General features: G+C 59.1%; 17 protein-coding genes and 6 pseudogenes. 9 read left to right on the forward strand and 14 right to left on the reverse strand.

What is annotated here, in order from left to right; translation table 11 throughout:
- The first annotated feature begins 5 nt into the window (after positions 1–5).
- Positions 6–821: a polyprenyl synthetase gene (locus K6I40_RS00640; protein ID WP_222913112.1), complete on the forward strand. Its 816-nt coding sequence runs from the start codon at positions 6–8 to the stop codon at positions 819–821.
- Between the two features lie 359 nt (positions 822–1180).
- Here the strand turns inward: K6I40_RS00640 and K6I40_RS00645 are convergent, their stop codons facing one another.
- The 4 genes from K6I40_RS00645 to lonB form a co-directional block, all read right to left on the reverse strand.
- Positions 1181–2422, reverse strand: a complete 1242-nt coding sequence (locus K6I40_RS00645; protein ID WP_222913114.1) for an RNA-guided endonuclease TnpB family protein — start codon at positions 2420–2422, stop codon at positions 1181–1183.
- A gap of 4 nt (positions 2423–2426) precedes the next feature.
- The gene (tnpA, locus tag K6I40_RS00650; protein WP_222913116.1) at positions 2427–2831 is read right to left on the reverse strand and encodes an IS200/IS605 family transposase; all 405 of its coding nucleotides are present in this window, start codon (positions 2829–2831) and stop codon (positions 2427–2429) included.
- Positions 2832–3117: 286 nt separating this feature from the next.
- Entirely contained in the window at positions 3118–3969 is an 852-nt protein-coding gene (locus tag K6I40_RS00655; RefSeq protein WP_222913118.1) for a transcription initiation factor IIB family protein, read from the reverse strand.
- Positions 3970–4408: 439 nt separating this feature from the next.
- A complete protein-coding gene (gene lonB / locus K6I40_RS00660) occupies positions 4409–6568 on the reverse strand; it encodes an ATP-dependent protease LonB (RefSeq protein WP_222913120.1) in 2160 nt (719 codons plus the stop codon).
- Positions 6569–6884: 316 nt separating this feature from the next.
- Between lonB and K6I40_RS00665 the strand changes: the two genes are divergently transcribed.
- Positions 6885–7913, forward strand: a complete 1029-nt coding sequence (locus tag K6I40_RS00665) for an LLM class flavin-dependent oxidoreductase (RefSeq protein ID WP_222913122.1) — start codon at positions 6885–6887, stop codon at positions 7911–7913.
- A 67-nt stretch (positions 7914–7980) separates the two neighbouring features.
- Here K6I40_RS00665 and K6I40_RS00670 read toward each other — a convergent pair.
- A pseudogene (locus K6I40_RS00670) lies at positions 7981–8166 on the reverse strand (DsrE/DsrF/DrsH-like family protein); the annotation flags it as partial.
- A 233-nt stretch (positions 8167–8399) separates the two neighbouring features.
- Here K6I40_RS00670 and tnpA (K6I40_RS00675) point away from each other — a divergent pair.
- The 3 genes and pseudogenes from tnpA (K6I40_RS00675) to K6I40_RS00685 all read left to right on the forward strand — a co-directional run bounded on the left by tnpA (K6I40_RS00675) (position 8400) and on the right by K6I40_RS00685 (position 11367).
- Entirely contained in the window at positions 8400–8771 is a 372-nt protein-coding gene (gene tnpA, locus K6I40_RS00675) for an IS200/IS605 family transposase (RefSeq protein ID WP_255681399.1), read from the forward strand.
- 20 nt (positions 8772–8791) lie between these two features.
- Positions 8792–10077 (forward strand): annotated as a pseudogene (locus tag K6I40_RS00680) (transposase).
- A gap of 729 nt (positions 10078–10806) precedes the next feature.
- On the forward strand, positions 10807–11367 hold the full coding sequence (locus K6I40_RS00685) for a TATA-box-binding protein (protein WP_222913124.1): 561 nt from the start codon (positions 10807–10809) through the stop codon (positions 11365–11367).
- Between the two features lie 132 nt (positions 11368–11499).
- Here the strand turns inward: K6I40_RS00685 and K6I40_RS00690 are convergent.
- Positions 11500–11808: pseudogene (locus tag K6I40_RS00690) on the reverse strand (DUF302 domain-containing protein); the annotation flags it as partial.
- Between the two features lie 117 nt (positions 11809–11925).
- Here K6I40_RS00690 and K6I40_RS00695 point away from each other — a divergent pair.
- From K6I40_RS00695 to K6I40_RS00705, 3 genes and pseudogenes are all read left to right on the forward strand, one after another.
- Positions 11926–12582, forward strand: coding sequence for a methyltransferase domain-containing protein (locus tag K6I40_RS00695; protein ID WP_222913127.1), 657 nt, complete (start codon positions 11926–11928; stop codon positions 12580–12582).
- A gap of 317 nt (positions 12583–12899) precedes the next feature.
- Positions 12900–13259, forward strand: a complete 360-nt coding sequence (gene trxA / locus K6I40_RS00700) for a thioredoxin (protein WP_222913129.1) — start codon at positions 12900–12902, stop codon at positions 13257–13259.
- Positions 13256–13434 (forward strand): annotated as a pseudogene (locus tag K6I40_RS00705) (thioredoxin-disulfide reductase); the annotation flags it as partial. The gene trxA and the pseudogene K6I40_RS00705, both read left to right, overlap by 4 nt.
- A gap of 160 nt (positions 13435–13594) precedes the next feature.
- Here K6I40_RS00705 and K6I40_RS00710 read toward each other — a convergent pair.
- From K6I40_RS00710 to K6I40_RS00740, 7 genes and pseudogenes are all read right to left on the reverse strand, one after another.
- Positions 13595–15040, reverse strand: coding sequence for a hypothetical protein (locus K6I40_RS00710; RefSeq protein WP_222913131.1), 1446 nt, complete (start codon positions 15038–15040; stop codon positions 13595–13597).
- A gap of 569 nt (positions 15041–15609) precedes the next feature.
- Positions 15610–16896: a PQQ-binding-like beta-propeller repeat protein gene (locus tag K6I40_RS00715; protein WP_222913132.1), complete on the reverse strand. Its 1287-nt coding sequence runs from the start codon at positions 16894–16896 to the stop codon at positions 15610–15612.
- The gene (locus tag K6I40_RS00720; protein ID WP_255681400.1) at positions 16889–17914 is read right to left on the reverse strand and encodes a PQQ-binding-like beta-propeller repeat protein; all 1026 of its coding nucleotides are present in this window, start codon (positions 17912–17914) and stop codon (positions 16889–16891) included. The genes K6I40_RS00715 and K6I40_RS00720 overlap by 8 nt, the downstream gene beginning before the upstream one ends.
- A gap of 365 nt (positions 17915–18279) precedes the next feature.
- Entirely contained in the window at positions 18280–18756 is a 477-nt protein-coding gene (locus K6I40_RS00725) for a hypothetical protein (RefSeq protein WP_222913564.1), read from the reverse strand.
- Positions 18743–19012: pseudogene (locus K6I40_RS00730) on the reverse strand (ArsR family transcriptional regulator); the annotation flags it as partial. The gene K6I40_RS00725 and the pseudogene K6I40_RS00730, both read right to left, overlap by 14 nt.
- 186 nt (positions 19013–19198) lie before the next feature.
- A complete protein-coding gene (locus tag K6I40_RS00735; RefSeq protein WP_222913134.1) occupies positions 19199–19900 on the reverse strand; it encodes a hypothetical protein in 702 nt (233 codons plus the stop codon).
- Positions 19901–19914: 14 nt separating this feature from the next.
- Positions 19915–20580, reverse strand: a complete 666-nt coding sequence (locus tag K6I40_RS00740; RefSeq protein ID WP_222913136.1) for a helix-turn-helix domain-containing protein — start codon at positions 20578–20580, stop codon at positions 19915–19917.
- Between the two features lie 191 nt (positions 20581–20771).
- On the opposite strand from K6I40_RS00740, the pseudogene K6I40_RS00745 reads away from it, so the two are divergent.
- Positions 20772–21075, forward strand: a pseudogene (locus K6I40_RS00745) (hypothetical protein); the annotation flags it as partial.
- A gap of 1301 nt (positions 21076–22376) precedes the next feature.
- Here K6I40_RS00745 and K6I40_RS00750 read toward each other — a convergent pair.
- Positions 22377–23216 carry an ArsR family transcriptional regulator gene (locus K6I40_RS00750; RefSeq protein ID WP_222913138.1) on the reverse strand — a complete coding sequence of 280 codons (840 nt, stop codon included), beginning with the start codon at positions 23214–23216 and terminating at the stop codon, positions 22377–22379.
- Positions 23217–23251 lie beyond the last annotated feature (35 nt).

Here is a 23251-nt window from a genome sequence, read left to right on the forward strand (position 1 = left end):
CGACGATGTCTCACGAGCTCGCACTCACCGAACGACGGACCGAAATCGACAGCCGACTCGAGATGGTACTCGACGCTGCGGATGGACAGTTAGCTCCCGCTTGGACGGCAATTCTGGAGCGTGATAACAGGTGGTTCGGGCAACTGTTAGCCCTTTCCCACAACGCTGTGGCGGAGACATCGGACAGTCCGGTCGTGGTTCCCGCAGCGACAGCGATCGAACTGCTCCGCGGATACGTCCGGCTTCGCGAGCGATTGATAGTCCAACCCGGTGATACGGCCGCCGACTCGTTGCAGTGGGAGGTGACGTCTCCATTGTTGGCCTCCGATTTCCTCTATACGACAGCGTACTCGACGCTCGGAGGCCTTGACGATAATCGAATAGGGGAGTGCTTCGAGGTACTCACGACCGTCTCAGACTCGATTATCGAGGCACTGGGACGCACCGATAGTCAGTCAACCCCCTCATCGACCGAGTACTGTTCGTTTATCGATGATACGGCGGGCGCACTCGGTCGGGGGGCAGCCGTTATCGGTGCGACGCTGGCGGATGTCGATGAACCGGACAGAGACCACTTTGCAACGCTGGGGCGCGGATTCGGCACAGTCTGTCGGATACGAGACATCCTCGCTTCCGACGGCCCTTCCGTCCAGCCCGGTTCAGCACCCGCTACACGACGACTCCGCCAGCATACGAAACAGCGCCTGCAGGAAACTGACCGCGCACTCCGACAGCTCTCGTCCGCTGTTGACGGAGACTCCATCCGAACGTTCGTTGCGGAGACCGTCTCGGAGCGTCCAGCAGATAGCGTAGTCGGCTGATCACGGTGGCCCAGTACAGTCATCCACAACGATGTTGAGTGGCTCATCTAGAGCGGCTGTCCGTGGCATCCACTGATAGCCGGCGGCTGTCTCCGCGTGGCGCGGCCTCTCTGGCTATCTCCGTGGGTTGACAGCGAAAGACAACTGTCCTCGCACAACCGATTATAACTAATCAGTTAGTAAGCTTTATACGCGTGCTGAATAAGTACACAATTAGCGGCGGTACTCGGCATGATTACAAACATATATGTGTAAACATGTTGTGTCGGACGGTCTACTGACTCGAGAGCCGCATTTGGAAAATCGCTGTGCGTCTCGCAAACCCAAGTGAGCGTCGGTACAGTGTGAACTATCCTACCCTACTCGCTCACGGCTGACGCCGTTCGCTCCGTGAGGGTAGGGCTTCCTGCTTCCACGACGCGCTTTGCAGATACCGAGGTATCCACAGGGAGCGCAGTCTCCACAGGCGTTTGTTCGGAGTGTCCCACTCCTACATCTTCGAGGCCGCGAGAAAGGATGTTCCACGCCGCGTTCGCGTCCCTGTCCGCCTCAAACCCGCAGGCAGGACAGGAGTGTTCACGGACCCATAATGGCTTCTCAGTCGAAACGCCGCACGCCGCGCACTCTTTAGTCGTTCCCCTCGGGTTGACCGCCACGAAGTACGTCCCCTCGCGTTCGCACTTGTACTCAAGTAGACAGAGGAACGTTCGCCACGCCGCCGACGCCGTGTTGCGGCTGTTCGACGGCGATTCCATCATCCCCTTCACGCTCAAGTCTTCAACCGCCACAAGGTCGTACTCTTCCGCATAGTAGTTTGAGAGCTTGTGTAAGAAGTCGCGGCGCTTTCGCTTGAGGTCGGCGTGACACTCCGCGACCCGCCGCCGTTGCTTCTCGTAGTTGGCAGAGCCGTGTTCCTTCCGCGAGAGTTTCTGTTGCTCGCGTTCCAAGCGTTCACGTTCGTCGGAAAGGTCGAGTGACCCGACCGCCGTGCCGTCGGTGTCGTGGGCGTACGTGAGAATCCCCACGTCGATGCCAACGCACTTCTCAGGGTTCTCAGGCGGTTCGGGCGGTTCACGGTCCATTTCGACGCCGAACGTGGCGAACCACTCATCCGTCGGTTCCTTCTTGACCGTAACCTGCTTGAGTGTCGCGTCGTCGGGGATGGAGCGGTGGAGCCGAATCGGTATGTCCGCGAGTTTCGAGAGTGACAGGATAGTCTGACCGCCCTTCTTGTCGAGCTTGAAGCCAGACTGGCTGTACGTGAAACTGCGAAACTTCCGTGGCGGTTTCCACTTGAGTTGGCCAACTCCGTAGCCGTTCTCCTTGAGTTTGGAGAGTCCTTTGAGGTTGTCGAACAGACGTTCGACGACGGTTTGGAGAACCTTCGAGTACACGTCCGAGAGGTCGTCCCACCACTGCTTGAGATCGGGTAGTTCCGACCGAAGCGTGGTCATGGACGGTAGTTCGCCGTGGTTCTCTTGGTACTCGTTGAGGCGGTAGAGCGTGTGGTTGTACAGTTGCCTGCAAATATCGCGGTGGCGGTCCAACTCCTCGCGGTGGGAGTCGGACGGCTTGAGGCGGTACTTGTAGGCGTAGTACATGGCGCTACTCGCGTTGGTTCTCAACGTACTGTTTCAGTACATCCAGCGACACCTGTCCCGTCGAGATGAGGCAGTACGAGTCATTCCAGAACGAGTCGCCCCATAGCTCAGTCTTCAGTTCGTCCGCGTACTCGTTGCGGATACGGCGGGTGGTTGCACCCTTGACCGTATTGATGAACGTCACGAGGTCAGTGGTTGGTTTCGCTCGGAACAGGATGTGTACGTGGTCGTCCTCTCCGTCGAGGTTCGTCAGTTCGGCACCGTAGTTGTCCGTGAACCCGCTGATGACCTCGTAGATGAATTGGGTTCGCTCCTCAGTTAGCACTCCGCGCCGATATTTTGTGGTGAGTATCAGGTGGTAGTGCAAGGAATACGTTGAGTGCGCTCCCGAGTCGAGATCATACACCATTGGGTTCGTTCAATATTATAGTACCCTACTGCAAAGACATTGCGACTGCGTGGGCCTGTGAGGCAGCCACCGAATCGTGTATGAGAACCGTGCGGCGTTGACGAGACATCTCACGTCTCGTTCGCACACCGGAACGCGGAGCGCTCTGGGGACGCTGTATCTCCTCCCTGCTCGCGCCTTCCCTTTCGGTCGGCACTCGCTGAGGAAGGGGGCTTAGCGCCTACTTTCAGCTAAACCGGATCCGTTTCCGTTTCGCAGACGGAACGGTCGTCCCGTTCAAGGGAACTCATCTCTGCTCGAGGGAAGCGATAACGGGGGCTCGGTTCGCACTATCGACGTATTCGACGAATTGCTCGTAGCGAGCCCGAATCGTGGAGTCACTGACTCCGATGATGGTCGCCAATTCCGTCGCACTCGTGTATATCTCGGCGGCGTTTGCAACGTACAACCATGCACCGCCGAGAATTCCCAAACTCCGCTTGTTCCGTGCCCACTCGGTCGTCCGCGCCTCCGTGAGAAGGTCATCGACCAGCGACACTGCCTCGGGAGACGCATCGGGAAACTGGATCTCGAACAATTTGCTTCCCGTCGCCTCGAGGAGGTCGTCTCGTCGTTCACGAAGGGTGGCAGTCGAAACGTCAAAGTGAGCTGCGATATCGGCCTGTGAGAGGTCCACGTCGGTCGGCGAGCAGACGACGTAGAGCACTGCGGCGGTATAGGTGTATGGAGAAACGCCGCTCGTCACGCTAACGTCATCACCGATTCGGGCGAGACGTACGGCCCGGTCCCGAACGGGTTCCGGCAACGCGAGTTCGTCACAGCTTTTCTCGATGAGTCTCTCTGGATCGGCAAGTGGAACTCCAATCTCGAGTTCTCGCGAGAGACGCTGCATTTCACCGAGGATCTGCTCCTTCGAAACGGCTGTCTGATCGGCTATGACGGTCACTCGTACCGGCTCCTCGCGAAGCCGACACGCGGCGAGCAAACACGCAGCGGCAGTCCGTTCCGATGTTGTAACCTGGACATCTCGGTGCTGCACCTCTTCGGCGATTATCGCTGCGTACTGCCCGATCGAATCGTCGGCCTCGAGTTCCGTTGCTATCGCCGTTATCTCCGCCGTAACTGATTCGCGTGTCATTTTATACAGATATTTCGGTAGCGGGTACTTCGTGGTCGTTCGTCCCGGTGACCGTTTCTGTGGACTCGGCCGTAATCTCCGTACAGGTATCCTATTATCATCAGTCCATATGAACTTTCCCTCGCTTTCGTTTCCGCGATTAACGGAGCCCCCGGCGAACCTCGAGCGGATCGATCGCACAGCGGCCGCTACCGTTAGATCTACTCTTCCCCGAGAACGAGACAGATTGCTCGCTTTTCCGCGCCGCATATTTATCGGTATCGTGAGCTTTCATACCGGTCGGATCGTTGGAATTTCGACTGGCGATGGCGGCCTCGTTGACTTGCTCTCTCGATCGAATCTCGGATGGCGTTTCCCATCGCTCGGTCCGGTCGCTCGGTCGTCTCGATTCGTCCAGCGGATAATTGAGTAGCGGACCGAACGTCGCTCGCCGAGTCAGTTACTGGAGACTCGGGTTCGAGCTGCCGGCGGAGCCGACAGTGTTCTGGTCGAACGTCGTTCCTGTGATCGACCTGAGCCGATCGATCAGCGAGTCCTTCTTGGGTTCGCCTATCAGGGCGACGTCCAGGACCTCGCTGATGTTCGAGCAGGGGATGATCTCGATCATCTCTTCGTACTCGTCTTCGATCATCACGTCCTGTTCGTTCGCTTCGGGGATGATGACCTTCGTACAGCCGGCCTTCGCGGCGGCTTCGATCTTGTGGGTGACCCCGCCGACCGGAAGCACGTCACCGCGGACCGACAGCGACCCGGTCATCGCGATTGACTGGTCGATTGGGATATTTTCCAGTGCGCTGATGACGGCGGTCGCCACCGTGATGGAGGCGGAGTCGCCGTCGACACCACCTTCGCCGGCCTGAACGAACTGGATGTGGATGTCCTTCTCCGAAAGGTCGACATCGGAGAACTTCTTGATAATCGCGGAGACGTTCTGGACCGACTCCTCGGCCATCTCCTGAAGCTTCCCGGTGGCGATCACTCGCCCACCACCCTGTGTGGGGGCGATTTCAGCCATGACGGGGAGCATGATCCCGGAGTCCTCGCCCATGACGGCGAGGCCGTTGACGCGGCCTTCGACGCCGCCTTCGTTGACCTGCAGTTCGTAGTCCTTGCGGCGCTCGATGTAGTCGTCGGCGAGCTGTTGCTCGATCGAGCGCGAGCGGTCTTTGGCCCGTAGAACGTCGTCTCGAGTGGTGTGCTCACGTTCCTCGGCGCGGGCGATGTCGCCTGCGACCCGGATCAGACCACCGAGGGTCCGGAAGTGCAGCGTGAGGTGGTTCTTCCGACCCGACCGACGCTTTGCCTCGAGGAGGAGTTCCTCGACGGCGTCGTCGGTGAAGTGGGGTAGGCGGCCGTCACGTTCGACCTCCTGGGCGACGAAGCGGGCGTACTTGCGCCGCATCTCAGGGGTGTCCTCGATGGTGTCGTCCATGTAGACCTCGTACCCGTACCCTTTGATCCGGTTACGGAGCGCGGGGTGCATGTTCTCCATGGCGTCGAGGTTCCCGGCAGCGACCATGATGAAGTCACAGGGGACGGGTTCGGTCTGGACCATCGCACCCGAGGAACGCTCGGACTGGCCCGTGATGGAGAACTCGCCCTCCTGAATGGCTGTCATCAGCTTCTGCTGGGTCTGGATATCAAGCGTGTTGATTTCGTCGAGGAACAACACGCCCTTGTTAGACTGATGGATGGAACCAGGTTCGACCCGCTCGTGGCTCGGGGTCCCCATGCCGCCGGACTGGAAGGGGTCGTGGCGGACGTCGCCCAGCAGTGCACCTGCATGGGCACCGGTCGCGTCCTCGAAGGGCGCGACACGTTGTTCGCCGTTGTTGACGAGCAGGTTGGGAACCATCGCGTCCGCTCCCTGACCAATGTTCCGAAAGATCAGCCAGATGATCCCGGCCGCGAGGATGCCGAGCAGGAGGGGGCCCGCGATGATGGCGTATCCGATGACGGCTGCAATGATGATCCACATCAGGATCGAGCGCCGTCGGTTGCGCTTATCGGCTTCCTGCTTGTGCGCGTCGACGATCTGGTCGCCCTTCCCGGCGGGAACGGTCCGTACTTTCGGCTCGTTGTCGTCGTCTGGATTGTGGTAGACTAAGACATCCTGAAGTTCTTCCTTGGGAAGCAACTGACTCATCGCCTTCGCTAGCATCGACTTGCCAGTCCCCGGCGAGCCGATCATCATGACGTGCCGGCGTTGCTTGGCTGCCTTGATGATGATATCTCGCGCTTCGTCCTGGCCGATGACCTGATCGACGAGTCGGTCCGGGACTTCGATTTCTTCCGTCGAATCGATCTTCAGACCGCCCAGCAGATCGTCTTCGGCGATCTCTTCGTCGATTTCGACGCCGGGATCGACCTCGACTGTACTGCCGAGATCGTTGACCGTCTCGATGTCGTCCTCCTCCGCCTCGTCGGACGACGGCTCGAAGTCATCGATCGGATCGTCGACATCGTTGCGACGGTCACCGTCCTCCTCGAGCGACGACTGATCTCCCTGACGCTCAGGCTGCTCGGTGGGTTCGTCCCCATCGGGAGCAGCGTCCGAGGCGTCTTCGGGAGAGTCGTCAACGTCTGTATTATTACTCATAGAACTCGATTCAGTACCGGATCAGAAGGGATTGCGACAGATATACTTTCTCCATGTAGCAGATCGTAGCAGATGCTGTTACCGGTGAATACAACTGTTACTGTCGGGAAATCGGCCAGCAGCGGTTACTATTTTCTCCAGCTGTGATCGAGACGTTCCCAGACGAGGCCGGTCGAACGGGCAAGGGAACCATAGCGCGAGAAATGGGCAGGGAATGAGTCGGTTCTGAAAGAGTATTGCGGAGTGGCGGATTCTGGTGAGAATGCGGACCTTCTGTGAACCGAACCGTTATCCCTCGTAATCTCCGAGTCCGGATATGGAACTCTCTGCCGTTGACCTCTCTCCAGTTCCCGACGACGGCACCGCGGCCGATGCCTACGCGAACACCGTCGAGGCCGCACAACAGGCCGAACGGCTCGGATACTCGCGGTTCTGGGTGGCCGAACACCACGGAATGGCGAGTACCATCGCAGGCATCGCACCTGAAGTATTGCTCGGGCACCTCGCCGCCGAAACCGACTCGATCCGCCTCGGCTCGGGAGCAGTGTTGCTCAATCACTACAGCCCGTTCAAGGTCGCCGAACAGTTCGGCGCACTGAATTCGCTCGCTCCGGGCCGCATCGACGCGGGTCTCGGGCGGGCGAACGGATCGCCAGCCGCCGACCGCGCCCTCGGGACGGACCGACGCGTTCAGAATCCCGACGACGATCACGCCGAGAAAATCGAGGCCGTCATCGATCACCTCTATGACGACTATCCCGACGGGCACGCCTACAGCGACCTCAACATTCCACGCTCGGGTGAAGACGAACCCGTGCCGTGGGTGCTCGGTTCGAGTCCCTCCAGCGCGGCTATCGCGGGCGAACTCGGACTGCGATACTGTTTCGCGGCGTTCATTCGGCCGCAGTTCGCCACGCGCGCATTCGAGGAGTATCGCGAGCATTTCCAGTCATCACGGTTAGGCGACGGTCTCGACGACCCGGAGGGGATGATTGCAGTGAACGCGGTCTGTGCTGAGACCGATGAAGCGGCGGCACGGCTACGAGCGGTGGCTGAGGCGTCATTCAAGCGGATGCAACGCGGGGAGGTTGGCACGTCACCGTCCGTCGAGGAAGCCATCGACGAACTCGGTGGTGTTCCACAGCCGACGCCTGCAACGCTCGAGCCGGACGAGTGGCCGCGTGCGATCTCTGGGAGTCCGGAAACCCTCGCAAACCTGTTGGAGCAACTCTCCGAGCGCGTCGGCGTCGATGAGGTGATGATCCAGCACGTCGTTGCTGATCACGACGACGCGCTTCGGTCTCACGAATTGCTGGCCGATGGCGTTGGCCTCACGTCTCACTGAAGGCGGGTACCGGTCGCTCAAGGACGCGCAGGTTCGGCGTTAAGAGCGTGACTCAGTTTCGTTCATGCTATCCCAAGAGCTGGATGTCAGATTTGGCCATGTGGTGCAGCGCCGTCGCTGCGCCGACGCCGGTGGGACGCCGTCGTAGAAGGTCATCTTCGTCGTAGTCCAGCAACTTGATCGTCATCTGGCACGCCTGCAGGTCGATGCCGCTCTCGAGCGAGAGGTCGATCAGCTCCTCGGTAGTAGCGGTCATGGCGTTCGACGCTATTGAGTCAACGAGATCGACCGGGTTCGGAAATCGCGCTCAGGTTGACGACGTGCGTGTGCACATCGCCTATCGCTGTTCGATGATACATAGTGCGAGCGCATACCCGCGTCTTTAGGCGCGGGTCGAGCGGTAGGCATAGTGTGTCTATTCTGCGTTGCTACGAACGGCTGTATTTCTCGTACTTTGATATGATTTTAAGGTTCGTCCTGGCTATAGTGTGTAGTACGGATGAAGACCACACGACATACAACCTCAACTACCACATCGAGTGGTTGCCGAAGTACCGCAACTCGGTACTGGTGAACGAGGTTGCCGACCGTGTGTGTCGAATCCTCCACGAAATCGCAGACGAGAAAGGCTTGGAAATTATCGACCTCACCCTCCAAGCCGACCACGTTCACCTGTTCGTGAGTAGCCCACCGAAACACGCCCCGGCCCTCTTCGCCAACTGGTTCAAGGGTATTTCCTCGCGGAAGTACAACCACCGCCACGCGGACCACGACGGCGAGAAAATCAAGTGGACACGCGGCTACTACGCGGGCACAGCGGGCCATGTTTCCAGTGAAACAGTTCAAGACTACATCTAGCGCCACGAGGAGAGAGATACGTGACCGAACTCACCGGGACGCTGGAACTCAAGCTTGTGGAACCGAACACCCACAAGCACCACAAACTCTGTGAGACGAAACAGGCGTACCAAGACGCCCTCAAAGCGGCGTTCAACGCGAATTGCACCACCCAGACCGAAGCGAACGACGTAGTGGTTAACTACGACCTGAGCGGCTACGCGAAGAACGCACTCAAGAAGTACGTCCCACAACTCTGTGGCGGAAGCTACGACGCGAAAGAGCTTCACGACGACCACCCTGTCCGATTCACGAATGAAGGTCCGAAACTCGACCACAACCCACAGAACGCCATCGAGTGGTACGTCAAAATTCCACGCCACGACGGCTACAACCTGTAGCTCCCCGCGCAACCGAATCCCGAACAGCATGAGTGGCTCGAAGCATTGCACGCGGGGGACGCGACGATGGGTGAGTATCGCCTGTTCGACCGAAACGGTGAGTGGTACTTGCACGTCGTCGCAACGCGAAACGTGGAGGAACGAACCAGTTCGGCGGACGAAACGCCGATTGGGGTAGACATCGGGGAAGCCTCTTGGTAACGGTGTGTCACCGTGACGAGCGCGGCTCCCCGGCTACATCCAACCTCTGGAACGACGAAGGCAAGCGAGTTCGACAACTCCGTGAAACATACTTCACGGCGACTCGCCGCCTTCAGAAACGCGGAAGCGAACGTATCGCGGAATCCTACGGCGATTCGCTCTGGCGACAGATTGACGACATTTCCACACAGTCACGTTGGAGGTTATCGTCTACGCCGACCAATTCGAGAATCCTGTGTTGGTTCTGGAAGACCTGACGCACATCCGGGAGAACATGGACTACGGCGCGTTCATGAACCGTCGGCTTCACGGATGGGGCTTCGCAAAGATGCACGCCCAACTCCGCTACAAGGCGGCTGAGAAAGGGATTCGTGTGGAGACGGTGAATCCCGCGTACACCTCGAAGACGTGCCACTGTTGCGGAGAACAGGGCTACCGGCCCGAGCAAGCGACGTTCACGTGTTCGAATTCGGAGTGTTGGGTTTCGGAGTACCACGCGGACATCAACGCCGCCGCAAACTTGTTGCACAAGTTTGCTGCCCGTCAGACGTAGTCTGACGACCGCGCTCAACATTGCAGACCGCTACCTCAGCGGAGAGAGCTATTCAAGAGAACACACGGGTGGCGATGACTCGGCTGAGGAAGGGGGCCGTTTGACCGGTCCACAAGACAGCCAAGCCGATGCTGAATCCCAGCAATTGACGCGTGGAACGTATGCGTCTTGAAACCGAAGGGGCGAATCACTCGGCCTGAAATCCCATGGTGGGATTCCTGCGACTTTAGGCGTGGGAGGAGGTCAAAGAAGAAGCCGATCCCAACGGCGAACACTGCGAGATTCCAGGCGGGACGGACCACGGTCCGGCGACCGACGGGAGACGCTTTACGGGAACGAGTCCGTCGATGCGGTTGTCGCCGCCGTCACTACGGGCTGTTCCGGGAGACTATTCGAGGGGGCGTGCGACGAGCAGCGAGCCCGCGAGCGCGATGGAAAGTACCCAGCCGAGGAAGAAGTACAGTGCACGGGTCTTGATCCATTGTAGTGCACAATATTCACACAATCCGTATACTGGCGCGGTTCCTACTTAGTGACAGTCCAATGGTTAATTCGATGGCAGAATAACTCCAGCATCGTCGAAATCTCGAATCCGCGTATTGAATCCGGTTACAGCGATAGTCGTCCCGCGGATGAAATAACAGCTGTCGTGGATATGATCGTTGGTTTCCGCATCAATTACTGTACGCCTTTCCAGCGAATTTAATAACTTCTATATCATAGAAATGTGTATATTATACATTATTATCCCTAATCCAGCGGACGTTGCTCGGCGTATCGACGAGGCAATCGTCATTGATCCGAGCCAGTACAGTAGTCCCTCTGTGGTATAGAAGGACAAGATGGATCGGATCATAGTACGGAGGTTTATATACCTTAAATACGTCTCTTTTAACGACTTATGGCTGACCCGAAGGAATCCATCAGTATCGAAAACGTGGTGGCATCGACTGGTATTGGACAGGAGCTCGATCTCCAAAGCGTCGCAATGGATCTTGAGGGGGCCGACTACGACCCCGAACAGTTCCCCGGTCTCGTCTACCGCACGCAGAATCCCAAGTCCGCCGCACTGATCTTCCGATCGGGGAAGATCGTCTGTACTGGCGCGAAAAGCACCGAAGCCGTCCACGAGAGTCTGGAAATCGTCTTCGATGAGCTCCGTGACCTCCATATTCAGGTCGAGGAGGATCCAGAGATTATCGTCCAGAACATCGTCAGCAGCGCTGATCTCGGCCGCAACCTTAACCTGAACGCAATCGCGATCGGTCTCGGCCTCGAGAATATCGAATACGAACCGGAGCAGTTCCCCGGACTCGTGTACCGACTCGATGAGCCTGAAGTCGTTGCCCTCCTCTTTGGCTCCGGAAAACTGGTTATCACTGGCGGGAAGAAGGTGGACGACGCCAAACAGGCTGTTGATGTGATCGTCAGCCGTCTCGAGGATCTCGGCCTGCTCGAGTAATACGTCCTCGTCCGTCGCTGAACCGCTTCGCTGGCACTGTTGAACTCTCCACGAAGTGCTAGGCCCATAACCACTTGAAAGTTAGTGCACACCCGATCGCGGGACTGGACGGCGATCGGCGTGTGAACCGTTTCAAGTGGTATTATAGAACCGTGATGAGAAGTACGGATCAGCGTCATCCCCGATGGGATCGAGCTCATCGTTGTCAACGACGCCGATCAGGTGCTGGGTGTCGACAGCGCTGACGATGACATCGCTGTCATCACCGTCGTACACGACGACGGTACGCGGGAGCAATGTCCCGAACTCGATGTCTTCCTCGAGACTTCGATGTGCCAACTGCGGATTGTACGTACCCAGGATCCTGTACTGTCGGAAGTCCTCGTCGAGTTCCTTCTTGAGCGCTTTCTGGACGTCGCTGTCACAGAAAACGCCAAACCCTCGTCCATAGATCCGGAGGGAAATCGTGATTGGGGCAGCAACGGCAAGTTGACGGTGTTTGTCTGCCCTGTTTCTTCGGAGGAAGAATTTAGCACGTCCGAGGTGAACACGTTCCCGATGGTCTCTCGTCGTACATCACGGGTGGCTGTCTCCCTGCTCGGACTCGTTTTGCTCGCCGGGATTAGATATGCACTCCGGTGGCGATCGAACCCGTCACCCTGTCCGTATTCGCAGCGTGTCTGGATCGATCTTCCTCGACCAGGTATCACTCACTCCAAGCTGCGCACTCTTCTCGATCCACGACCCGGAGAACGGATCCTTGAGCTCGGGCCAGGAACCGGCTATTATACGGGGACGATCGCACAGGCAGTCGAGCCGAACGGGACAGTCCACGCCGCCGATGTCCAGCAGGCGATGGTCGAGCACCTGCACGTACGGACACGACAGCAGGGCCATCGGAACGTCGAACCGATACGCGGCGATGGACAGCAGCTGCCGTACCCGGACGACAGTTTCGACGCCGCGTATCTGGTCCTCGTTCTCGGCGAAATTCCGGATCAGGAGCGGGCACTCGGTGAACTCGAACGGATACTGAAACCCGGCGGCCGACTCGTCGTCGGAGAATCGCTTCCCGACCCACATTTCGTCACGCTTGAGACGCTCAAACGACGCGCCGAGCGACAAGGCCTCGAGTTCGAGGACCATGGGGGAACGCGGGTCGGCTATTTCGCCCGGTTCGGTATACAACCGATGGGAGACTATCGTAGCCACTGAAACGAGCGACACGCTAATCGCACAGCTGTCATGCGAATAGGTGTGCAGTGACTGTCTGTGGTTACTGTAGTGCCGACCGGAAGCGACCCCAGTAATCGATAGACCACACATAACCGGTCACGGAACTGGCACACAATTCACGTTGATGACGGGACCATCTGAATAATAAATCGAAGTATTATCGACGATTGGGTGCTAAATCCGATATACCTTCCTTGCACAGATCGCCGACCCTTCGGATCCGCTGTAGTATGCTGTTCTGGTATTGTGCAACACACACAAAATCTTTAAACGGCGTCAGTCGCTATGTAGACGTAATGGCAACTGATGCACACGGCGGCGCTTCCGGACAGTCGATCGACGAACCGCTCCACATCGAGAGCGAAAACCACCTCGAAGACGTCGTTGACGATCACGGGGTCGTCCTCGTCGACTTCCATGCCGACTGGTGTGGCCCCTGTCAGATGCTCGAGCCCGTTCTCGAGGGACTGGCCGACGAAACCGAGGCCGTAATCGCGAAGGTCGACGTCGACGAACACCAGCAGCTCGCGGGTGCCTACGGGGTTCGTAGCGTCCCGACGCTCGTCCTCTTCGCAGACGGTGAGCAGGTCGAACAGCACACCGGCGTGCTGCCGGCGGACCGACTCCGCAGTCTGATCGAGGGATACACCGAATGAACGGAGAACCTAACACAACCACGACCGGTCGCGACGGAGTGACCGTTGGCTCCGGCGTCGACGGCCTCTCAGCGACCGTCTACGCTGCTCAGACCGACTTCGAGCCGCTGGTGCTCGAAGGCCGGAGCCAGGCGGTCAGCTGACGCTGACGACCGACGGTGAGAACTCCCTCGGCGATATCCGTGGCCACGAGATGCCTAGCCCAGCACGGTGGGGATTCGGCTCGGCGATCCAGTCGCGCTTCCCGCGGAGGGATAACTGATCGGTGCTCGAGAGCCAAATCGCCTCCGTGAAGACGGAGGCCACCGATGTCCGACCTCGATACGGGTCTATCGTCAGCCGATCTCGATCTCTCCGCGCATACTCTGGGGGTGGACCTGACAGTAGTACTCGGCCATTTCTTCGGTAGCCGTGAACGTGACCGTCTGTGTGGCCCCTTCTTCGCCGACGAGTTCGGACGCCTGAAGATCCTCCCCGTTCTCGTCTTCGATCGCGAAGTTGTGCTGGAGTCCGTCGGCGTTCTCCCAGACGAGTACGTACTCGGTGCCCGCCTCGAGTTGCATGGTCGGATTCTCCTCGCCCGCGATGGCGTCGGGAGCCGCGCCCTGCCAGGCCGACGCTTCGCCCAACAGTTGGAAGTCAGCGTCTCCATCCGACGATTCCTCGGCGTCCGAAGCCTCCTCGTCCTCCTGGCCGGGGAACTCCCACTCGTCGAACGGTCCCTCGACGAGCTCCTCCTGTTCCCACATCGCATGGATGAACGGTTGGGCCTCGCCGTTCGGTAATTCCATCGCGGTCGGAACGGGGTCGTAGACGGGCCTCTCGGGGGTCGGCCTGATCGGCAGGACAACACCGTGGGTGTGATGGATCCGCCCCGCGATCGTCTCGTCGGGCGCGAGCGGCAGTTCCTCGTCGAGGGGGATTCGGTATCGCTCGTCGCGCACCGTCTGCGTCGTCATGAAGTGGATGACGCGGAACCCGTCCTCGGTGGCCAACTCACCGTTGACATGGACGTTACCGACGCCCCACGACGCGCCGTAGGTGTACACTCGGGGAAACAGCGGTGATCCGGTCCCCGTGATCCCGTGGAGCCAGCCGCCCGACAATACGCCACCGCCTGTCTCGTAGCCGGGAATCGGCGATTGCACGACGTGGTCGTGCTCGAGTTCGTACTCGTTTCCCGCCGGGTCGGTGAACTGCGCGTCGAGATCGACCGAATCAGTCGTATCACCCGGCTCTCCGGGAAGATCGTATGGCTGACGATCCTGGTAAGTGATCTCGAATGAGCCGCTGGTCACTTCGGCGTTGTCGCTGTACAGCGTCGGTTCGGTGAATCTCTCCTGAGCAATCCCGTCCGACTCTTCGTCTTCGATCGGTTCGCGGGCCGCCTCCGGTGCGGCCACGAGCGGCGGCAGGTCCTGGAGAAGTTGCGGAATGGTCTCGTCGAGTGGCTCGGGCATCCCCTTTGCCTGTTCGATCCGCGACTTGAGCAGGTCGCTCCCACGCCGCGGATTCTTGGGCGTTCCGAACACCTGGGGGCTCAGCCGCCGTTCACCCGGGAGCACCCAGTAGAAGGCGTTGCCTGGCTCCTGTCGTACCGTGACGTCGTGGCCCGAATCGGCGCCTCCACCGCCGTCGTCATCCTCGTGTTGGTCGACCGCAGCCGATCCGTTCGATCTCACCCCGACGCGTCCCACGAGCGCCCCGAGCGTCGTAGCGCCGCCGGCCGCTAGTACCGATCGCCGCGCCACGCTGTTAGTCGATTCATTCTTCTTTGTCATGTGCTACCACATCTACCTCTCAGTGATTGGAAAAAAGAAAGGCGCGAATCGTTGTGGCACAGCAAATACTCATTCCCGTAAGATTTTAATTAGAGTTTTTGTGTCTCAGCGATCCAAGCCACAATTGGAACGGGTAATATACTCTTATCAGTTTGAACGACAGCGGAATGATGGCCATCGGTGACCTCCTCACGGGCGTAAACGCCGGGGCTTCCCGTGCCGCAGGGTGGGATATTTGCTGGTTTGCAACCCAGTCGGCATGACGGGCTACTGGCGGGGCCCCACTGCCGTTACTCCTATCCCGGTATGGGACTCGGAGCTATCCCTCCGAGACACCACAGCGGTTCGAGATGGGTGTCTCGAACTTGCTGGTTCCCGGCGTCCCGATATTGCCCGATTAGGTGGGCGGTCATACCGCCTCGGTGTCTGTCACACGACGGAATTCACCCGCTTACATATCCGTACTACCGTCAGAACGTGGCTTGCGGAGTCAAGTGACGCGATTCACGCCCGCCCTGAAGGGCGGGGATTCTCTCGCTGCTCAAAGATAGGCACACAGTAGCTCCAGGTCAGCTCGTCGGAAGCCGCGCCACGCCACCGCGGTCGCGGTAAGAAATGTACAGCGCGCCATCAGTCGTCGTCACACCGATCCGAGACTCCGCATCGTACCGCCACCGGCGCCTCCCGGTAGCAGGGTCGTAGGCGGCGAGATCGTTGTCGCTGGCCGCAAAGAGGATCTCACCGGAACGGCCTAGTGCCTCGACTATCCCGCCGATCGAGATGTCTGTTGTCGTCTCCCATCGCCGGGTCCCATCGAGGGTGAAGGCGTCTAGCCGGATTAGAATGCCACCGTCGGGGTCGTCGACCGAACTCGCAACGAACACACCTTGTGAGGTCGCCGTCACCGTCTCGAGTTCGTACCCGACGGCCCGGCGCCACCGTATGGTTCCCCCATCGCGCTCGATGGCAACCAGCTCGTCCGAGCGATCATCACGGCGGACACGCACGTAGACGTGCTCGCCGAGCCAGATTGGCGGATCAAAGTGGCTAGTCACGTCGCCGTCCACCGCGGTCCGCCACAGGACGTGCCCATCGCGGACCCGGCGCATCCGCACGGTAGAATTGCGGACCGTCACGATCCGGTCGCCAGCAGCCACGACGTAGGGGTAGCCATTACGAGGTGGCGACTCCCACAGCACCTCGCCGGTCGCCGGAGCAAGCGTAACCAGCTTCGTGTCGTCATCCGAGTTCGTGACGGGGAAGATACAGGCCGAGTCACTGAGTGTAGGGAACGGATACTCTCGACCGGACCGCTGGAAGCGGCGTGTGCCGTCGCGCGCATCGTAGCCGGTGACCACACCGCCGACCGGATTGATGCCGACCAGCAGTGAGCCGTGTCGACCGAGCCACCCGTTCCGGGCTTGTCCCTCCACGTGCCATAGTCGCTCCCCCGACAGCCCGACCGTGTAGAGCTCACCATCGGTGCTGTGGACGTGGACTGGGCCGCCCGATGACGGGACAGCCGGTCGTGTCTCGATGGGACCACCGGTTTCGACGGTGAGGATCCGTTCCCCGTCGGCCGTGAACCCGTGGAGGCGTTTGTCCTGTCCACCGACGACGACGTGTTCGTCGGTCGCGGACGGTGGACCTGCCGCTGTTGCGGTCGAGAAGTCACGCTCCCAAAGGGGTTGGACGTCGGACAGCACCGACCGCAGGCTGCACCCTGCTAGCGCGAGCGTGCCCGCCGACGCGAGCGAGGCGAGCGCCTGGCGGCGCGACCAGTTCCGGCTGTCCTGTCGCTCGGTCGCGTGCCGCGGCGGATCGTGCTTGTCGGCAGCGGTGTCGGGATCACGCATCGGTGATCGCCTCCGGAGCGACCCGTGTCAGACCGTCCGTTTGTCCCAGATAGACCGTCTCACCGGCCGCCTGTGCCCATTCGATGCTGCTGCCCTCGAACGACTTGCCATCGAATCGGACTTCACGGATGCGTGTGCCGTCCCGCTCGTGAACATAGAGTACAGTCGGGCTGAACGGGATGGTGCCGCTCGAGCCACGGATGCGGTGCGTCCCGCCGACCAGCGTCACCAAGCGGTCGCCGACCTGCATCGGCCCGTGAGTCACGGCGTTCCCGAGGTCATCGCTCCACAACTGCTGGCTCGAGGCCGGGTCGAACGCCCGGAGGGTGTAGTCCGCGCCGCCGACGTACACCCGATCGTCGGTCACCAACGGCCGTGTGAATACGGTGTTGGCCAGCGAGCCGCGCCAGGCGACTGTGCCGGTCGCGGTCTCCAGCGCCAGCAGCTCCTCGGTGGCGGCGCCGAGGTATGCGGTCCCGTCAGTAGCCCCAACGGCCGACAGCGGAGCGCCAATATCCCGCGTCCATCCGACTGCGCCGGTCCGGTCGAGGTAAAGCACACGACCGTCGACCAGGGGCGCAACCACACCATCGGACGTCGCGCCAGGAGCGCCTGACAGCGATGCGGACAGGGAATGGGTGAACAGCGTCTCACCGTCCGCCCGGGCGACACCGACCAGTCGGTCGGGCACGTCATCTTCGGTGCCTGAGATTGGGACCACGATGCGATCACCGAGCGGGATGGGGGCGAATTCGACGACCCCAGGGTCGGCCGCGTCGATCGGTGCGAGTTGGCGCTGCCAGACGGGCTCACCCGTGGCTGCGTCGACAGCGACCATCGTTTCGGCCTTCGAGATAGCGTAGGCTCGCCCATCACCGACGCCGAGAGGCGACTTCTCGCCCTTCGCGACCGTCACGGTCCAGGTGCTCTCACCGGTCTGGGCGTCTAGACCGGCGACGATCGGCCGATCGCGGAATGGGCTGTGCGAGCCAGCCAAGAGCTGCCCGGCTGCGGTCATGGCGACAGACGACGGATCACGGTAACCCGTCTGCCATGACCGTTGGATGGGGAATGATTCTCTATCGAGGAGACCAGCGCAACCCGCGACGCTGCCAACGAAGCCGGCGACTGCGCCGAGGGCCGCACGGCGTGTCATGGAGGGCATTTGTTCACCGTTGCGACGGCGGTGGTATCAGTCTTGATCTTTGGGCGACAAATGGTGCAGGAGCCATAACAGCACTCTCTACTTGCCCGTGCTCGCACCGTCGTGAGCATCCTATCGGGTAGTGTGAGGAGCGCAGTGGTGGTCGCAGGATGCCGAGCGGCCGAGGGCTTTCAACTGAAGCTGTAGCGCGGAGTCCCCTTCCTCAAGGAACAAATCTGTTAGCGATCGCTCGAGCGAAGATCCTTGATGAACCGGAACCCGTTCACGAACGTCACCGAGTCACCGTAGCCCTCACTGGCGAGTACCGTTTCAGCCCCTTCGCCGGCCGCGATATCGGTCGAGTAGATGTATACTTCAGTCGCCGTCCCCGCACTGAGATGCTGGGCAGCTAACGCTGCAAGCGCGGCGTCCGCCCGCTCGACCTCGTCAGCGGGCCGGTCGTCGACGTTCGCGATGTACCGCTGGATGCCGCCCATCGCCCGCGAGACGATGGGCTCCGAAAACTCGAGCGGTGCCGCGACTGTCACCCATCCCTCGTCGATCGCGGCGTCGACGGGCGGTGCCTCGACGTCGGGGTCGTCGACGGTCAACTCCTCGTACACCTGCTCCGGCAGGACGAAGGTCACGTCGTTCCGGCAGGCGAATCGACGAACAGGCCGGTGTCGGCGATGTGGAGCGCGCTCACGCGTCGTCAGCTGCGTCGCCGTCGATGTCCAACTCGTCAAGCGACGCTCCCGACGCCTCGATGTCGTAGTGCTCGTGGACGACGGGCCGGAGCGCTTGGAGGACGATCTCGGCGGCCAGCGGCGAGATATCGAGGTCTTCGGCCATCAGCCGGTGGGTCACCTCGCCCCGTTCGCGGGCGACCGCGTAGGTGAGCGCCGTCGCGAGGCCGGCGACGCCGTGGCGATCGATGTAGGTGTCGATGTCGCCGTTGGTCTCGCGACGGCCTCTCAGTCGTCGACGAGCGCGTGAGAGTTTACGTCGATAGAGCCCAAGTTTGAGTAGCCCATGAGTCTGGACAAAGCGGTTGAAGAAGCTCTCGCAACGTACGGGATGTCGCGGAGTAAGGAGGCCGAGGAGACAGGCCGAACAGTCGCGACGTTCCAAGACTAGCGCACGCTACGTCCTACGAGACTAGCCATTACCTCGCTCGAGTTCAGTACGTTGTGTCTGCAGAAAGTCGATCAGCGAATCCACGTCATCGACCGGCACCTTTCCCTGTTGGAACACACCCTTGAACGAGTCTGCGAACCCCTCATTCTCAAGCTGTCCCAGAACACCCTCGATCTGTGTAGCGAGGGCATCCGAACTCCCTCTGTGGATGTGTCGGTTAATTCGGTCGAATTCCGCATTCGAACCCACTACCACGAGGTCGCGTGCATCTGCTAGCCGTCCGCTATGGAGCTTGAGAGCGAACAGGAGGGCAGGCTCCGGAATCCTCGCAGCTAGATCTTCCGCCACGTCGAGTGATTCGACGAGACTGTGCTCTTCGAGGTAGCGGTACGACCACTCGGCGTCAGTCTGTCGGCAGCGCAACGCACCAACCAGTGCATCGAACTCAACGGTGTTCTCACCGACTGGTTTCTCGTACCGGACAATCCGCCCCTCGTAGATGTTCGCCACCTCATTATCGAACTCCTTGGTGTAGCCGGCGTTGGTGAGAAGAGCGTCGTATTCATCGAGCGATGTCTCTGGGAGAACCATATCGACATCGGTGGTGAACCGCGCTTGGAAGGCAGATACTGCCCAGCCGCCGACGAGCACGTATGGCAGGCCGGCATCCTGTATTGCACGATGTGTATCAATCAGTTCTGTTTGGCGTTCGGGAAGACTCATGATTGAATCGTTTTTCAGTCCGCAGTCATCCGGTCGTGGTGGCTCGCGTCGATATCCATGTCGTACTCCTCGGTAATGATCTCCAACGCTGGTTCGTAGGCTGGTCGATTGTCCATCATCTGCTCGACCGTCTCATCCAATGGGATAACCGGATTACCGTCGATCCACTCTGTGTCAATACCACCTGCTGTGGGGAACAAGACATAGTAGATATCTCCCTCGACGTTGCTGGCATCGGGGCGTTCGTCGATCGCGGTGTCGATCCCGTATTGTTCGAAGAATGCGATCCAGCGGTCGACGTCTTGGTCGTGAACGTCGATGAACACGGGATAGTCGTCGTGGCTGCGCGCGATCTGATAGCCGCCGTGTGTCCAGACGTAGGCCGCATCAATCTCCGTGTACGCGAACTCCATCCCCGCAAAGTGAGGAATGATATAGGCGTCCTCCTGCGAGATGCAGTCGCGACGGTACAATGCACCCATCATTTCATCATAGTGGCGGCGCATCTCGTAGTCGACGATGTGAATTCCATCATCAGTATTTGCGATAATTCCTGCATCGGTCAACCGCTCGATCCAGTCATATATCCACGAGTACGAAATATCGACCTTCTCCGCAATTCGATTGATGGAATCCCCACGCTGTGCTGCCAAGACGATTTTCGCAGCAGTGGAATCCATGAACTCAGTCATCGACATGATGCGATCCTAGTTATCTCTATCGAGATAGTCCTACAAAAGCGCTCTGCATGTAATCAGCTAGACCCAAGTACCGAAATTCTTCGAGAAGCGTTACAGTCGCAGGAAGTATAGGTCCGTCCCGTGTGGGGACGATCCATCCGTTTACGGCGCTGATTGGGTTTGGCGTCGTTTTGGGTCCGCACGTCGCCTTCGCTGGCGGTGCTGCGGTCCTCGCGTACGCCGCAAGACGGGGCGAAATGAGACCACGAGCCACCTGAGATAATGCGTGGCTTTCTCCATTGCTACTGCCACAGCATCTCCAGCATTTGTCCCGTCGAACAGGAGTTTCGGAACACGTTCATCTGGCTCGGCTGTGGGTTCGATCGACTGCCGTCCAGAGACGCGGTCGATCGGTTCCTCACCGGCTTTGAACACATCGTTGACGAAGTCTTCGACCGACTCGTTGAGCAGGCCGCGATGGGCGGCCTGCTTGACTGGCAGCAAAGATCGGATACGGCTCACAGGGATGGGCTCCGCTATGGAGCCCATCCCGTTGCCTCTGCTGTCACGACTGGTTGGTGGAGTCTGTGAACGCAGACGATTTCACAAAGAAGAGCTCTTTCTCGGCTGCTTCAGCTTGAACAATAGATCAAAATTCATTAGTATACGACGCTGGATGAGATCGTGGAGGAGATTGGACTGGGACAGTATAGTGACGATTCCGGCGACAGTGAGGCATGGTGAACGGTTTGACGACGGATAAGGACATTATGGCGAAGCTGCGGGACGTTGCCACGCACCTCGAGTCTGCCGTTCGTGGAGCGAGTAGAGTCGGCGTCCGATCAGGATGTGGCGGACAAGAAAGAGGTGTTAAAGCGGATTCGGAAGGCACAGTCCGCGATCGGAGGAAAGATCTTGCGGAGAAAGGGACGGCAGCGGACAGAGAGGAGTGAGTGGTGAACGGATACCCACCTCTCCCACACCACCGTTTCCTGAGCTCTTCTCCGACAGCCTACTCCACAGCTATCACATGACGGCTCACTGTTGAGCGCGCCTCGTGCCTCACGGCGCCAATAAACTCGCTGGTGGGAGCACAGTCAAGTCGAAGACACTGCGTGATGCGTACTGGAGTCAGAGATCTATATTCAACAACAGGCTGGAGTACTGACGACTGCTGATTACTTTTCGCCGATCCGTTGACCTGTTCACAGTTGCCACGTTGGCTTTACTCTGAACGTGTCGGGATTCTCAACGGGAGCAGCATGGCTCCGACTCGTCGTCAGTGACGCGGGTCGTGCGAGCCGGTTGATCAGTTCATCACGCACGTCCTGCCGAGACATCGTCTGCTCGTGCCAGCCGAGCCGTTCGTCATAATGGCACTTCCTGAATAGCTGTCCGGTCGTCTCGGCGGCGATGTACCGCGTCAGTTTAATTCCCCAGACGTTCGACGACCGATACTCGGCACCGACATCTGCATGTGTGAGTTCGACAAGAACACACTCGATGAATGAGATGAGTGACTCCCGACTTCGGTCGTTCGGGACTCGCGACTTGAGGTCACACCAGGGTGGGAAAGAGGTCTGTCGATGAGTTGGTGTTCGATCAATACCACGGTCTCGTGGGTGCTGTCGCTCAGAATTCATACGCTCTCTCAGGACAGTTCAACTGCCCCGCACCCTTGTCAGGGGTGATAAATATGACATCACGGTTGCGACGTTATTAGGAGATGTAGCACGATTCCTTCATTCCAAGATACTCGCGGTAAGTACAGGTCAAGCAATTATCGAACTCATTCCTCACAGCGAATATTGGTGGTCAGCTTTCAAACGGAAGATTTCAAGGAGTTCGTCACTCTGGTAATCGAGATGATCTAATCGAGGACCGAGCAGTTCACGGGTCAGGACAACCAAGGGATTGGTCGTTCCTTCACCAATCATTGCAATCTCCGTTTTCGTCCCATCAGTATCTTCGTCCCACAGACCAACGACGACCTTTGTCCGATCAGCGACAATCAGCCGACTTACCTTGGGATAACTCGACTGTTCATACATCCAGTCCATCTGGGGGTCCCATATCGTCGCTTCTGGAAGATGATCTCGGAAGAACTCCCGAGCCTCTCGGCCTTTCATCCCGGCATAGAGTTCAACTCCCCGCTTAATAGCGCTCTCCGCATGGGGGAGACAACTCTCGTCAAGTAGTTCGTCGGAGGTGTAAATCAGAAACAGTTCGTCATCGGCTCTATCAGCCAACTCCCGGCAGTAGTCGTACACCTCTTCGCACCCCTCAAGTCGTCTAACGGTGCTTTCGTCCGTTCTGTGACCTGGTCTGAACCGAGAGAGCAGGTCGTCGAGTACGTCTATATCCATCCACTCAGCATCACTTGTTAAGTAGTTCTCGCTGGTGACGATGTTTTCATCTCGGTCATACTTGATCAGCCCAGCTTCGTCAAGTCGAGGCAGATAGTTGTGATGGAGCGAGATAACCATCTGCTCACTATTCCCTTCGTCCTCTGAAACGAGTTGTTCAGCAATCTCGGTCACAGAAAGTCCGTAGGAAGCATCAGTGAGAACGGTCAAAACCGCCCGATTAGTGGCATCTGTAAGTAGTCGAATGAGTTCTTCGTCCTGCGAATCCATTACCAGCGAATACTTCTGCTTGGTAATAAAGAGAT

This window comes from Natrinema sp. SYSU A 869, assembly GCF_019879105.1.
Taxonomy (GTDB): Archaea; Halobacteriota; Halobacteria; order Halobacteriales; family Natrialbaceae; genus Natrinema.

Coding starts and splice junctions, on each gene's coding strand:
- K6I40_RS00720 (WP_255681400.1), bottom strand. CDS start 17,914: ATGACCGCAGCCGGGCAGCTCTTGGCTGGCTCGCACAGCCCATTCCGC.
- K6I40_RS00715 (WP_222913132.1), bottom strand. CDS start 16,896: ATGCGTGATCCCGACACCGCTGCCGACAAGCACGATCCGCCGCGGCAC.
- tnpA (WP_222913116.1), bottom strand. CDS start 2,831: ATGGTGTATGATCTCGACTCGGGAGCGCACTCAACGTATTCCTTGCAC.
- lonB (WP_222913120.1), bottom strand. CDS start 6,568: ATGAGTAATAATACAGACGTTGACGACTCTCCCGAAGACGCCTCGGAC.
- K6I40_RS00695 (WP_222913127.1), top strand. CDS start 11,926: ATGGTCTCTCGTCGTACATCACGGGTGGCTGTCTCCCTGCTCGGACTC.
- K6I40_RS00645 (WP_222913114.1), bottom strand. CDS start 2,422: ATGTACTACGCCTACAAGTACCGCCTCAAGCCGTCCGACTCCCACCGC.
- K6I40_RS00665 (WP_222913122.1), top strand. CDS start 6,885: ATGGAACTCTCTGCCGTTGACCTCTCTCCAGTTCCCGACGACGGCACC.
- K6I40_RS00710 (WP_222913131.1), bottom strand. CDS start 15,040: ATGACAAAGAAGAATGAATCGACTAACAGCGTGGCGCGGCGATCGGTA.
- K6I40_RS00685 (WP_222913124.1), top strand. CDS start 10,807: ATGGCTGACCCGAAGGAATCCATCAGTATCGAAAACGTGGTGGCATCG.
- K6I40_RS00735 (WP_222913134.1), bottom strand. CDS start 19,900: ATGAGTCTTCCCGAACGCCAAACAGAACTGATTGATACACATCGTGCA.
- trxA (WP_222913129.1), top strand. CDS start 12,900: ATGGCAACTGATGCACACGGCGGCGCTTCCGGACAGTCGATCGACGAA.
- K6I40_RS00655 (WP_222913118.1), bottom strand. CDS start 3,969: ATGACACGCGAATCAGTTACGGCGGAGATAACGGCGATAGCAACGGAA.
- K6I40_RS00640 (WP_222913112.1), top strand. CDS start 6: ATGTCTCACGAGCTCGCACTCACCGAACGACGGACCGAAATCGACAGC.
- K6I40_RS00740 (WP_222913136.1), bottom strand. CDS start 20,580: ATGGATTCCACTGCTGCGAAAATCGTCTTGGCAGCACAGCGTGGGGAT.
- K6I40_RS00750 (WP_222913138.1), bottom strand. CDS start 23,216: ATGGATTCGCAGGACGAAGAACTCATTCGACTACTTACAGATGCCACT.